The 12,833-nt window shown below is 37.7% G+C and carries 14 protein-coding genes; 8 read left to right on the top strand and 6 right to left on the bottom strand.

The features are described 5' to 3' along the window. The first annotated feature begins 49 nt into the window (after nt 1-49). The 3 genes from SanaruYs_RS07745 (at nt 50) to SanaruYs_RS07735 (ending at nt 3,073) form a co-directional block, all read left to right on the top strand. On the top strand, nt 50-703 hold the full coding sequence (locus tag SanaruYs_RS07745; protein WP_127121945.1) for a hypothetical protein: 654 nt from the start codon (nt 50-52) through the stop codon (nt 701-703). Nucleotides 704-1,027: 324 nt separating this feature from the next. Further along, nucleotides 1,028-2,128 carry a hypothetical protein gene (locus tag SanaruYs_RS07740; RefSeq protein ID WP_127121944.1) on the top strand — a complete coding sequence of 367 codons (1,101 nt, stop codon included), beginning with the start codon at nt 1,028-1,030 and terminating at the stop codon, nt 2,126-2,128. A gap of 21 nt (nt 2,129-2,149) precedes the next feature. Beyond that, on the top strand, nt 2,150-3,073 hold the full coding sequence (locus tag SanaruYs_RS07735; protein ID WP_127121943.1) for an HTH domain-containing protein: 924 nt from the start codon (nt 2,150-2,152) through the stop codon (nt 3,071-3,073). Nucleotides 3,074-3,303: 230 nt separating this feature from the next. Here the strand turns inward: SanaruYs_RS07735 and SanaruYs_RS07730 are convergent, their stop codons facing one another. The 4 genes from SanaruYs_RS07730 to SanaruYs_RS07715 form a co-directional block, all read right to left on the bottom strand. Then, nucleotides 3,304-3,903, bottom strand: a complete 600-nt coding sequence (locus tag SanaruYs_RS07730; RefSeq protein ID WP_127121942.1) for a mobile mystery protein B — start codon at nt 3,901-3,903, stop codon at nt 3,304-3,306. After that, on the bottom strand, nt 3,894-4,349 hold the full coding sequence (locus SanaruYs_RS07725) for a mobile mystery protein A (protein ID WP_127121941.1): 456 nt from the start codon (nt 4,347-4,349) through the stop codon (nt 3,894-3,896). Before SanaruYs_RS07725 ends, SanaruYs_RS07730 begins: the two co-directional genes overlap by 10 nt. Before the next feature lie 598 nt (nt 4,350-4,947). Next, a complete protein-coding gene (locus tag SanaruYs_RS07720) occupies nt 4,948-5,214 on the bottom strand; it encodes a zinc ribbon domain-containing protein (protein ID WP_127121940.1) in 267 nt (88 codons plus the stop codon). 15 nt (nt 5,215-5,229) lie between these two features. Beyond that, nucleotides 5,230-5,433, bottom strand: a complete 204-nt coding sequence (locus tag SanaruYs_RS07715; protein ID WP_127121939.1) for a hypothetical protein — start codon at nt 5,431-5,433, stop codon at nt 5,230-5,232. A gap of 806 nt (nt 5,434-6,239) precedes the next feature. Here SanaruYs_RS07715 and SanaruYs_RS07710 point away from each other — a divergent pair. The 3 genes from SanaruYs_RS07710 (at nt 6,240) to SanaruYs_RS07700 (ending at nt 8,053) form a co-directional block, all read left to right on the top strand. Further along, the gene (locus SanaruYs_RS07710; protein ID WP_127121938.1) at nt 6,240-6,596 is read left to right on the top strand and encodes a zinc ribbon domain-containing protein YjdM; all 357 of its coding nucleotides are present in this window, start codon (nt 6,240-6,242) and stop codon (nt 6,594-6,596) included. A 136-nt stretch (nt 6,597-6,732) separates the two neighbouring features. Then, nucleotides 6,733-7,332 (top strand): peroxiredoxin-like family protein, encoded by a 600-nt coding sequence (locus tag SanaruYs_RS07705; RefSeq protein WP_127121937.1) that lies wholly within the window; start codon nt 6,733-6,735, stop codon nt 7,330-7,332. A 151-nt stretch (nt 7,333-7,483) separates the two neighbouring features. Further along, a complete protein-coding gene (locus tag SanaruYs_RS07700; protein WP_127121936.1) occupies nt 7,484-8,053 on the top strand; it encodes a hypothetical protein in 570 nt (189 codons plus the stop codon). Nucleotides 8,054-8,163: 110 nt separating this feature from the next. On the opposite strand, the gene SanaruYs_RS07695 is transcribed toward SanaruYs_RS07700, so the two are convergent. Both SanaruYs_RS07695 and SanaruYs_RS07690 read right to left on the bottom strand, forming a co-directional pair. After that, nucleotides 8,164-8,697: a redoxin domain-containing protein gene (locus SanaruYs_RS07695; protein ID WP_127121935.1), complete on the bottom strand. Its 534-nt coding sequence runs from the start codon at nt 8,695-8,697 to the stop codon at nt 8,164-8,166. 46 nt (nt 8,698-8,743) lie between these two features. Continuing rightward, complete coding sequence (locus SanaruYs_RS07690) at nt 8,744-9,292, bottom strand: RNA polymerase sigma factor (protein ID WP_246011872.1); 549 nt, start codon at nt 9,290-9,292, stop codon at nt 8,744-8,746. Between the two features lie 279 nt (nt 9,293-9,571). Here SanaruYs_RS07690 and SanaruYs_RS07685 point away from each other — a divergent pair, with 279 nt between their 5' ends. Both SanaruYs_RS07685 and SanaruYs_RS07680 read left to right on the top strand, forming a co-directional pair. Further along, nucleotides 9,572-9,937 carry a PadR family transcriptional regulator gene (locus tag SanaruYs_RS07685; protein WP_127121933.1) on the top strand — a complete coding sequence of 122 codons (366 nt, stop codon included), beginning with the start codon at nt 9,572-9,574 and terminating at the stop codon, nt 9,935-9,937. Then, nucleotides 9,934-12,549 carry an ABC transporter permease gene (locus tag SanaruYs_RS07680; protein ID WP_127121932.1) on the top strand — a complete coding sequence of 872 codons (2,616 nt, stop codon included), beginning with the start codon at nt 9,934-9,936 and terminating at the stop codon, nt 12,547-12,549. Before SanaruYs_RS07685 ends, SanaruYs_RS07680 begins: the two co-directional genes overlap by 4 nt. Nucleotides 12,550-12,833 lie beyond the last annotated feature (284 nt).

Below are 12,833 nucleotides of genomic sequence, written 5' to 3'. Positions count from 1 at the left end.
TTTTTAGGTATATTCAATAGACGATAGATTCATGACGAAATCAAACGAATTGATTAAAAAAGGATTAGAGGCAGCCAACGAGAACAAAAAAATTCTAGGTAATCACTCTTCTTTTATTTCTGGTGACCTACTTCACTTTTACTCAGAATTAGAAAATAGACAAAATTGTACTGCCGAGGCAGTAAGATGGTACTTGCCCCCGCTGGTTGCTATACTTGAATCATTCTATAAAGTACTTTTTGCAAAATACCTCGACACCAATGCTACCTACTTATCTAGAGCTGAGAAATTACATAACGTGTATAAGCCTGAACTGAAATTCGATTTACTCTTTGGTTTAAATCAAAAGCAATTTACTATTGGTGAGCTATACGCACATTCGCTTAAATATAATTCGCTAAGTGAGATACGGAAAAATTATGAACTAATTTGCGACTGTGACTACATAAATCAAATCAAAAATTTTGATGTCAGTCTACTTAATGGAGCTGATATAAAAGAAGGTGAAAACGCTCAAAAGAATATTGAAAAAATCTTTAGTTCAGTTGGTCAAGCCTTCATTTTAAGACATTCATTAATTCACGAGTATCCTGCTTCAAATGTTTCTGTAGCAAAAGAACAGATGTTAAATTATCTTGAAAACGCAAGACTTTTAACTATGATTACTGATAGAGTTTTTACAATAGATGTAAAAAAAATGTAAGGAGAGTCCCCCAATCGCCCTCGTTTGTTACGAGGGTGATCGAGGTTAGCGATTGTATCGCATACAGCATTAGTATTGGCATTAATTGTAGGCTGTATATTCGCTGGCTTTATGCGATAAACACTTATATTAGATTTAACATATCTGATGATCGATATTTTATTAATGGCCAGTACTCGAAGTATTTTCTTATTGCTCGTTTCTAAAAAAATATCGAGGGTTCACATGGCACAGCAAGTGCCACGCTCATGCGTCCTCGTTGCAAACGAGGACGAGTGGGGTTTAAAGTCGGAATACTTAAAAAATTTTGAAAATCGTTAATCAATGGCATCATTAGATCAACTTCAGAAAGAGTGGTTAGTTGTTAACGCAACAAGGGAGTTAATCTCAATTATTACTGGCCTTCCCGGAGTCAGATATGCGAAGGCTATTTCCTTTGCTAAAGAAATAGACAAGGAATTATTTAAGGGGTCAAAGACAGGTTTATCTAAGGATGACTATTTCGATAAGTTATATAAAAAATACGTACAGGAAGCAGATATAAAAAAGACAGGACTTGGAAAGGATATTTCAGCTGAAAAACTAATCAAGAAACGATTTAGAGATATTGATCGATTACTTGGTAAAGCTGGTAAGGACAAAAAGAAATATAATCTCTTAAAGAAAGAATCAGATGTGCTAAAGACTTTGATAGAGCAAAAGAACCACTTCCAAAGTCTGAATCTATTGAGATTAACAGAGAACCAAGCAATTAATAATGATTTAACTAGAGATAGGCTTGAGAAAGTGTTTATAGAGCAACCACTTGGTAAATATAGCTTATTTGAGAACGTTAAGGATGGGTCGATATTTCGAATCACTTGCCTTCACCCAAACCCATCTGAAGGAGTTATCGGGGCAGATCTGATCTATGAGCAATATGATGAAAAAAGAAAAATGGTACGAATAGTCGCTATTCAATATAAAATATGGGAACATCAAACCCTTTATTTTAGTCAGTCTGGTAATATCGGACAACAAATAAACAACATGAAAAGATGTTTTTGCTCGAAAAAATATTGTGTTGATCATAATGGAAATAAGATGGACCCAAGAAAATATCGACTGTCATACTGTATGGCGTTTCTGAAACCAACGGATAAACTTCAAGATCCCCAAAAGCCAATCACTTCAGGATACCATTTACCGATATGTAAGATTGATACACTTAAAGAGCCAGTTAACAAAGATTATAAACTGACTGTAACTGGAATTAAAAAGCAATCGATTAAAGCGTCAACATTCGAGGAATTATTCGATTCTGAAATGTTAGGTTCTAGGTGGCTTAAAAAATCAGAGCTAGAGAAATTCTATAGAAAAAATAAAGTTCTTGATCCTTCAGAACGAATAATAGTTTATGCGCAAGGGACTAAATCAATGGAATAGAAACTTTAATCTTGAATAGTTATGACATTTCTAGAATTAGCTGAGAAAGTTCTGTTAGAGGTTAAGAGACCCCTTTCCTCATCAGAAATTTGGCGATACGCTGAAGAAAAACTTTATACTGGTGAACTTGGTAGCCAAGGCAAAACACCATGGGCTACCCTCGGTGCGCAGCTCCATGTTAGTGCTCGCGACAATGAAAAATCACCATTCGCTACAATTGGCAGCCGCCCTAAAAAATTCTACTTAAAGAAATTGAAGTATGATAAAGACCTACTAGTTGAAGAAGATCTAGAAGTCAGCGGTGAGGTTGAAGACACTATGAGATATTCTGAAAGAGATTTACATGCTCTTTTAGCGCACTTCATCTTTTATACTATGGAATCTTATTCCAAAACACTTGATCATACAAAGACTTCTAAAAAGCACTACGGGGAGTGGATTCATCCCGACATGGTAGCCTGTCACTTTCCAATAGACGATATTAAGCCAGAAGTGTATGATCTAAGCATGGCAATAAATGAATCTCCTATAGGTTTTATTTCTTTTGAAATTAAAAAGAAACTGAGTTTCGGTAATCTTCGTGAGTCTTTTTTTCAAGCAGTATCAAACTCTTCTTGGGCACACGAGAGTTATTTGGTCACATCAGAAATATCAACTGAAACGGAATTTTTACGAGAGCTAAACAGGCTTTGTAACTCATTTGGAATTGGGGTAATCTTATTAGACATAGATGATCCAAATGATAGTGAGATTTTCATTGACGCAGAACAAAGGGATGAACTTGACTGGGAGACTATAAACAAACTTGCCATCAATCCTGATTTTAAAGACTTTCTGGTCAGAGTTAAAAAAGATGTTGAATCAAGAGAAATTAGAAAAGAGTGGTATGATAAGGTTGAAAGCCGGGAATCCTTGATCAAGTTTTTCGAGAAAAAGAAAGGTTAAAGATTTATCTCAATCTTCTTTTTTCGGGTATTGTGGATTTATCCGTTTCGGTGCAGCGTCATAACTGAATAAATCAGGGATTCCTTTAATCATCTTAATGCATTGTAATTTACCCACTCGCCCTCGTTTGTAACGAGGGTGATCGAGGTTAGCGATTGTATCGCGTACAGCATTAGTATTGGTATTAATTGTAGGCTGTGTTGTGGGTAAGGTTCAATTTATAGTTCATCCTACTTCCTTGCAAATTCTAGTAGCGGACCAATATCATTTTTATCCGCTGTTTTAACAGCAGTCAGATATTCTTTTCTTGTATCACTGGTTTTCGTTAAATCAGCAATAGCTCCCCAGGTGAAAACAGGTTTTCCAAAAATCTTTTCAATTATTAAATCTCCCATCATGCGCGAGTGTCGGCCATTGCCATTAGAGAAGCAATGAATTGATACAATGCGGTGCTTAAAGCGAACCGCAATTTCATCGGGAGGATAAATACCATGGTCAATCCAATAGTTACAATCACCAAGTAGCTTTCGTAATTCAATGGCCACTTGGTACCTGTCCACACCAATATTTTTATTTGTCTTTCTAAATTCACCAGCCCATGCCCACACCTTACTATACATTCTCTTGTGAACCAGCTTTATAAAATCCTCTGTAAGGATATCTTCTTTCTTAAATTTTCGAGTCAACGTCCATTGAATAGCCTTTTCAATATTTAGTTGCTCAAACTCATCCAACTCTCCGCGTGTTGTAATAGTAGGAATCAACAAGCCTTCTTTCTCTTCTTCGTCAAGAGGTGTTTGCCCGTCAACTAATTCAAAATCTAATCCCATAAGTATCGGGGCATTTCTCGTTTAATGTCATCGGCTAATTCACGCACAGCTTTTTCAAAACGCTCTTTGCTCACTTGTTGGTCTTCAAGCTTCATTGTGTTATCAGTGCGCATCACAATTTTTCTGGCCACGGCCATAGCTTGCTTATCCAACATGTTCTCAAAAGAACTCTCCTTAGGAACAAAACCATAAACCAATTTCATGTCCATGGCATGAGCTACCTCACGTAAATTTTTCAAAGTGATATTTCCATTCTTTTCGCGCTCCTCAATTTCCTGGGCACTTTGAGCAGTTATACCCAAACGATTACCAAATTGCCGGAACGACATTTTCAATGCCGTACGTATGCCATGAATCCAGCCTTTGACCGGGGGCTCCGGAAAACTAGCCAAACCAGCCAATTTCCTGTCTAATTGCTCAATTTGAAGCTTCTTTAAGTTTTTCATAAGGCTATAGCCTGATAAATGCTTATCAAATATCAGGCTATAACCTGATAAAAGCAAATTAAATATCAGGCTATAACCTGATAAATAGTATCAAAAAATCGGGCCATAGCCTGATAAACCCACATACTCGCCCTTGTTTGTAACCATAGCCGTCCGGTTAAGAAACTATGTTTAATTAACGCCTATCTAATCAGCGTCTCCGAGGGGATGCTGATTTTACTAGATTCTATTCTTAAAGGATACAGATTACGGAGTAAGCACAGGTCAATGTGTTAAGCTCCTCGTCCCCTTCGGGAGACAAGGAGCGGACAGGGTTTACACGTTTAACCTGACGGCTATGGTTTGCCATGAGGGTGATCGAGCTTAGCGATTGTATCGCATACAGAATTATTATTGGTATTAATTGTAGGCTGCATTGTGGGTAAGCTTCAATGTATAGTACATCGTTGTTGGTGGTCTAACACAAGCACCACGCGCAACACTAACAACGGCTTAGGACGCATCTCCTTCCAATAACCATTCTATAATTTGTTGTTTGTTCATTAATTATTCGGCCCCTTATGTATATATTTTCCTCCAATCGATTATCCAGTCAGCTTTACTTTTTCCATCTTTCTAACTTAGAAATGGATCTCGTTGCCAACCATGCAAAGAACCTGTTCATTCCATCTTTCTTCATTTCCTGGATACAGAATTTTTGCATCTTTTCTGCTGTGTCAATCTCCGGAGGAGTTAAAAATGAACCATTTTCATAGCACATGGAACAGTACTTCTTACTAATCGTTCCATCTTTTTCGGTTCCTCCACCCTTCTTGTCTTTCAATAATGGGAAACCACAACTTTGGCAAAATTTGTACGCTTTCATTGTTTGATTTGTCAGTTAGTTTTTTAAAAAAAAGACTGTTTTATCTTTTAAGGAAATTTTTTCCACCTTGTAACCATATTGAAGCAATTCCTTTTTATAATTCAAAAAGGAGTGATCTATTGCAATACCTGCAATACTCTTAATATCATCGAAGGATAATTTAACTGATTGCCTGCCATTTTCCTTAATATACTTCCACAAGGCATTATACTTACTCATGATTCAAGGGGTTATAGTGAATATGGCCAGCCACCAGTAGTACTATTGATTCCAGATTTTTATGTTCAGACGACATTTAGTTAAAAGATGGTCAAATTATCTGTAGCGAAAAATGATTTTAGTCACCAAACCACTGGATTACAAAATGGAACTGGAATTTATATTAGGTGGATTGACTGTGGCATACCAAAAAATGAAACGGTATTGCCTGGTTATCAAAAAAATCGTTCTTTGAAATCTTGTTGTGATCTCACGTGTTGATACATGACGATGGGCTCGAAATTATCTCTTGCCCGCGTTGGCGTTGTACTCAGACTCTGCCCTCACTCGCCCTCGTTTGTAACGAGGGTGAGCGAGTTTAGCGATTGTATCGCACTATCTTAAATGGAGCATTTGTATTAGCGTTAATCGGAGGCAGCGTATTGCTGGCTTTATGTATATCTCGCGCGCTTAAATACGGAAATTAGATTTAGGGATGCCAGGTGATAGATATTTTATGAACGATCAGTACTCGTGATATTTTCCTATTTTTCGTTTATAAAAAGATTGAGGACTCGTATGGCACTGCAAGCGCCAACCTCAGACGTCCTCGTTTGTAACGAGGACGAGTGGGGGAGATCGAATGGCTAAGGCATTTAGAAATATTTAATAGAAAAAATAAGATGCCTGTGGGTAAGCTTGTGCAATAAAGAATCCCTTATCTCCAAATTGATCATTTCCTTTATGAAGGCATCTGCCAGCGAGCAGACTAACAATAATCAGTTTTTTTCGAAAAGTACTTTAGTATATTCGCCCAAAATTTATGTATGCCTGAATCAACACAATGCCCAAAGTGCCAGTCACCCTATGGTTACCCCACCGGAACGTCTATGATGTGCCCCGAGTGTGGCCACGAATGGACGCCCGAAGAAGAAAGTGAAACAGTTGTAGCGGCTGAAGAGGTTGATTCAACAATAGTAAAAGATGCCAATGGCAATGTGTTACAAGATGGCGACACGGTTGTGCTGATCAAAGACTTGCCAGTGAAGGGCGCGCCTAAACCCATTAAGGCGGGCACCAAAGTAAAAAACATAAAGCTCACCAGCGGAGACCACAACATTGATTGTAAGATAGATGGCTTTGGTGCAATGGCGCTCAAGTCTATTTATGTGAGAAAGGCTTAGGTGCTAATCGTCATGTATTGAATTCAAGAAAGCAAATACCAAGCCTTGCAAAGACTTAAACGGATGTCGGTTTCACGACACTTAAGGATGAATGATTTCTGTAGCTAGGCAGTTATTCTGACTTAAACTATAAATTATGAAATTCAGTATTTCAACAGTGGTGTTTTCTTTATTCATGACATTAATAATTGCTCAGGATATTCCTAAAGAAGCAACTGATATTTCACCCTTGCTTATTGGTGAACAAATGCCCAATATCATGCTGAAAGATACTGATGGTAAGTCCGTTTCACTGACTGAACTTGTGGCTCAAAAACAAACTGTTCTCATTTTTTACCGCGGTGGCTGGTGTCCGTATTGCAACATACATTTAGGCGAGCTGCAAACTATCGAAACTGATGTTTTAAAAGCAGGGTACCAAATCATTGCCATCAGTCCGGATGCTCCTCAAAAATTAAGCGCTTCAGCAGATAAGCATAAACTTAATTATAAGTTATTAAGCGATGCAGATACAAATGGGGCACAACAATTTGGTTTGGCTTTTCAAGCTCCTGAAAAATATAAAGAAATGCTTGGCAACTATTCGGATAAGAATAATACTGGCGTACTACCTGTTCCCGCTGTTTTTGTTTTAAATAAACAAGGCGAAATTCTTTTCGAATACATTAGTCCTGATTATAAAAAAAGACTTAGCGCTTCACTGCTTTTAGCTGTAATCAATAATCTGGCTGAATAAAATCAAGCCATTGACTTTAAAGCCTTGCTAACCACAAGTTTTTCTATTCATCAAATTAATTGAGATACAGCGCTTAGCAAACATATTGCTTGTGCATTTTTTCAATCCCTGTCACTTTCAATTAAGTAAGTCATCTTTAATAGCTTAGTCGATGAGCGCCTTCGAATACGTAACTGTACTTATTTCCATTATACTGGGTTTAGGCATTACACAAATACTCACCGGCATCGCAGATTTATTCCATAAACGTGAAAAGGTAAAGTTGTACTGGCCACATATGCTTTGGGTTTTATTTGTGCTGGTGCTGCACATACAAGAGTGGTGGGTAACTTACGAATTAAAAAATTATCAACCCTGGCGGCTACCGACCTTTCTCTTTATCATGATGTATCCGGTAAATCTGTTTATACTGGCCAGAATGTTATTTCCGATACGGTTAAAAGGAAAGAGAATTAATCTCAAAAGTTTTTATCTTAAAAATTATAGAAAAATATTTACGCTCTTTATTGCCTCAGCCATCTTATCTGTGCTGTACAATCTGTTCATACTCAATCTCAACGTTCAAACACAAATACTTCAATCACTTTTAGCCCTAACTTTTACTGTTATCACCATAAAAGAATATCAGCAAGAATGGATACATAAATCACTCTCTGTAATTGTAACACTTGTCATGATTATTTCAATTGTAATTGAATGGAACGTGTGGATGATTAATTAGTGTTGTTAGTCAGCTATTAATCTAGCGGCCATCGAAAAAATTATACAAACCTTCTCTTTAGAGTAAGGCAAGCGCTCAACAAATTACCATGCAGCAATAGTGAAAAGTCATTAAAACAACTTTATTAGTTGTTCTATTGGCACATGATCCCCCACAAATTTTCCATAGTGAGCAAGTTTAATCTTACCATTCTTATCAATAATAAACTCGGCTGGTATTCTGTCCAGGTGTCCATCTTGCTTCATAGGTTTTGAAAAGAGCTTATTCCCTTCAGTAACCTTGTTAAGTAATCCGTTAAACAATCCCCTCATTACTTTAATAAAGGATCGCTCTACGCCATAAAGATTGTATAACTTGTTTTGCGGGTCAGCTATAAATTGAAAAGGATAGCTATTCTCGCCCAGGTGATCCTTCATTGCTTCTACTGAAGATTCATAAATCATGAGTACCGTAATATTGTTTGTTGTAAAGAAATCTGCTTGTTTTAAAAGCTCGTGGGTTCTGAAGTTGCATACAGGGCAGCCGGCATTTCTTTCAAAAGCAAGATAAACGCTTTTACCCCCAAGGGCATTAAGATTTGCTTCTTGCCCGTAAACATCGGTGGCACTAAATAAGGGAGCAGATTGATTCTCTGTTAATCTCATGATTGATATTTAAATCTGGGTATTAATACCAGATTCAATAACTCAATCACCCGATCTTAGCAATATTATTTTTTCTTGCCTGCTCCAGACATTTATATTTTTGATTATCGAAGGTGTGGGCATTTTTGTAACCCATCTCTTCCATAAGTTGTTCTCGCGATGCTCCGCTAAGAAAGGTTTTAGTAAGGAAGACAACACAATGGCGCGTTAGTTTATCGAAAATACGCTGCAATAAATTTCGTTGCGTTATTTTTTCCTCATGCTGCTCCCATTCAGCCAGCGTCATATCCTCTAATTCATAATTCAGCTCAAGTCGTGTAATCTGTTTGGCATCACGTAAACGCTTCAACCAAATATTATGTGCTATTGCAGTAATATAAGTTTTAATAGAGGACGTGAGTACAAAATCCTTCTTTGGTACTTTCTCCAGCAATACCATAATCGTTTCTTGAAATACATCTTCCGCATCGGCAGGAGTGCCACTATTCTGCTTTACAAACTTTTCAATACCAGGGTAGTAAAAAGTATAAAGCAGGTTGTAGGCCGCATTATTACGATTTTGAAGGGCTGTTATGCTTTTATCGTCAGTTACCATGTTGGACAAAAATATTGGTTAATTCCAATAGTTAGGTTCAAATCACCCAATAGTCCAAAGTATTTTTAACGGATATCCTTCTATTTATATCATCAGCTATGAGGTAAGATTAATTAAATAAAATCCTAGACACGTTTTATAAATTTCCATTTTACAGATTGAACGCAGGCGGTCTGGTTTGTTCGCTTGCGAACACTTGAAATGAATAGAAGCTTAGTTTTACGCTGAATTTTAAATGAAAAACGATTGGCATGATTATTATTCCTACATTTAGATAATATGAAAAATTATCAACTGGGTGAGTTTGAAGAGATAGTCATACTGACTGTCTGCATACTGAATACAGAGGCTTACAGCGTTGCCATTAAAGATGAAATTGAGTCGCGCCTGACACGAACAGTAAGCATGGGTGCACTGCATACTGCCCTGAAAAGACTTGAAGATAAAGGTTACCTGAAATCATTTTCAGGAGAAAGCACAGAGGACAGGGCCGGGCGTCCACGAAGGTATTTCGAAATAACGGCCTTAGGAAAAAAGGCTATGCGACATAGCAAAGAAACAAGAGATGAACTCTGGAAGGCAATTCCCAATGTCATATTAGATGCTAAACTTAACAAGTTGGTGCTTGCTTATTCTTTAGTATGAAAGTTAAACCACCCCTGTTTGCACTTCGCTTTTTTCAATGGTACTGCACGCCCGAACTGGCAGACTACATAGAAGGTGATTTAATGGAAGTGTATGAGAGGCGTCTGAAAAACGGACGAAAAGTAAAAGCCGATTTACTTTTTATTATTGATATCGTATTTCTTTTTCGTCCTGGTATTATTCGATCAATGGATCAGTCCCCAAAATTTTATCATAGTGTTATGCTCAAAAATAATTTAAAACTAGCCGTACGCAATCTTTGGAAAAATAAGGTTGCCACAATTATCAACGTATTCGGATTAACAGTAGGTATTACCTCTGCGTTGTTAATTACATTATTTATTTATCATGAAATGAGCTTTGATGCTTTTCAGCCCAATAAGGAAAGAATTGCTCGTGTTATAATGGAGTATGGTTTCGAAGGTAGCACTGATAAAGTAAAGGGCACATTTACCAGTACAAAAGTAGCACCTGTGTTTTCACGTACTTTTCCTGAGGTAGAGAAAGGTGTTCGGATGACCGATGCCGACATGATTGTAAAGCTTAACAACGAACCAGTATTGGAAAGTAATTTCATGTTTGCCGATTCGTCATTCTTTCAGGCTTTTGCTTTCGATATGCTAGAGGGCAATCCTACAACGGCATTGAATGGTCCCGACAAAGTTGTGCTCACCGCTTCAACCGCGTTTAGATATTTTGGAAAGGAACCAGCCGTGGGGAAAACTTTATTGATTGGCAACAACGGGACTCCTTATGAAGTAACCGGAGTCATGCGCGATTACCCCACCACTTCACAAATCAAATTTGATTTCCTCGCCTCATTCTCCTCGCTAAAAGCCAATCAGGAAGAGACATATTTTAATGCTAATTACACAACCTATCTGCTACTGAACAACCAGCATGCTTTTGGTCCTTTGCAAGAAAAACTACATCCCTTTATGGAAAATGAAATGAAGGGTAGTGGTGCCTCTATTCTTTTCTACCTTGAACCCTTTACAGATGTACACCTGCGCTCACCCTATGCTGACTTTACAGGCAGCATCAGCATTACATATTTGTATACACTTGGTGGAGTGGCCTTATTGATTATGGTTATTGTATGTTTTACTTATATTAATTTAAGTACAGCGAAATCAATTGATCGTGCACGAGAAGTAGGTATTCGCAAAGTATCGGGTGCTGTGCGTTCACAATTATTCTGGCAATTTATTGGTGAGGCATTCGTATTAAGCATCCTTGCAGTAATAGTCAGTATGGGCTTAGCCATTTTGCTGCTTCCCACCTTTAACGAGCTTCTTAATAAAGAGCTTGATTTTGCCAATCTCTTTACTCCAACCTTTCTCTTAGGAATTTTCATCGCCTCGCTTTTAGTAAGTCTTATTGCAGGTGGATACCCGGCAATTATATTATCCAGATTACAACCAGCACGCGTGTTAAAGGGGGTTTTTAAGAATACACCTTCAGCCAAAATATTACAACAGTCTCTTACTGTTTTTCAATTTGCCATCTCTTTATTCCTCATTATCGCTACTGGTATAATTCAAGGGCAACTCAATTTTATACAAAATCAAAAACTTGGTTATGATCGCGAACATGTAGTAATGCTTTCAGTTGGATGGAATCTTTCACATCAACAAATGATAACCTTAAAAAACGAACTCAAAACCAACCCGAACATTTTACATGCTTCTCGTTGTTCCAGTAGTCCTGTAAATATTTATAGCGGCTATAGTATGCGTTTACCCTCTATGGCCGAGAATGAAGTGATTTCTACTAATGCCAATCCTGTAGATGCGGGTTATATCAAAACAACGGGGTTGCAACTACTTGCCGGAGCTGATTTTACTGATGAGCAAGTAGATAGAACAAGGGCAATGAATTCGGAAGAAGATAAGTTTTACTATATAATAAATGAGAGTGCTGCAAAAGCCTTGGGGTTTACATCGCCCGAAGATGCCATAGGAAGAGAAATGGAATTGAATAGTGTTGGAACTATCGTTGGCGTTATTAAAGATTTCAACTTTCAATCGTTGCGTACAAGTATTCAGCCATTGGTATTATTTACTGCATCATGGGGCAATCGCTTATTAGTAAAAGTAAAAGGTGATGACATGGAGGGTACACTTGCCTTTATGCAAACAAAGTGGAAACAATTATTACCCCACAGACCTTTTGATTACAGTTTTTTAGATCAGGAATATGAAAAGATGTATCGAAGCGAAGTACAGCTGGGACAAATGATGAATTTGTTTGCCGGCATCGCAATTGTTTTAGCTTGCCTTGGATTGTTTGGTTTATCCTCATTCATGATTCAGCAACGCAACAAGGAAATAAGTATACGCAAAGTATTAGGCGCATCTGCTTTTAACTTATTAGGGATTTTATCTGGTAATTTTATCCGGCTAGTATTGCTGGCCATCGTTATCGCCACACCGGTTGCTTACTTTTTGATGAGGGAATGGCTGGATGGTTTTGTTTATAAAATCAACTTAGAGGTTTGGTTCTTCATAGTTGCCGGAGTTGCAACGCTATTAATTGCCTTGTTCACGGTGGGCATTCATGGGCTGAAGGCTGTCGTTGATAATCCAATCAAAGGATTAAGATCGGAGTAAGCTGCATCTCTTTATGCCAAGACAATGGGTTAAGATGAACAGCTAATAACTGCTAATCCGTTTGGATACTACTCGTTTTAAAAACAGTAGAGGTTTTTAAAAGAGACCCTCCGTCAGACCGCTGAAAGTGGAAGCAAACAGCGGTCTGACGGATTTTAATATTATCAAATTTTCAAATCAATCAGCACAACAACGAATCAACTCACCACCACATCAACCCAGATTGCTTAGTCAACGCTTCTCGCATAAGCTGCTGTTTCCTCGCAATGACAGTACCCCGGTTT

It is taken from the genome of Chryseotalea sanaruensis, from assembly GCF_003990915.1.
Taxonomy (GTDB): Bacteria; Bacteroidota; Bacteroidia; order Cytophagales; family Cyclobacteriaceae; genus Chryseotalea; species Chryseotalea sanaruensis.
The sequence above is the reverse complement of the archived record's forward strand: the minus strand, read 5'-3'. Positions and strand labels throughout refer to the sequence as shown.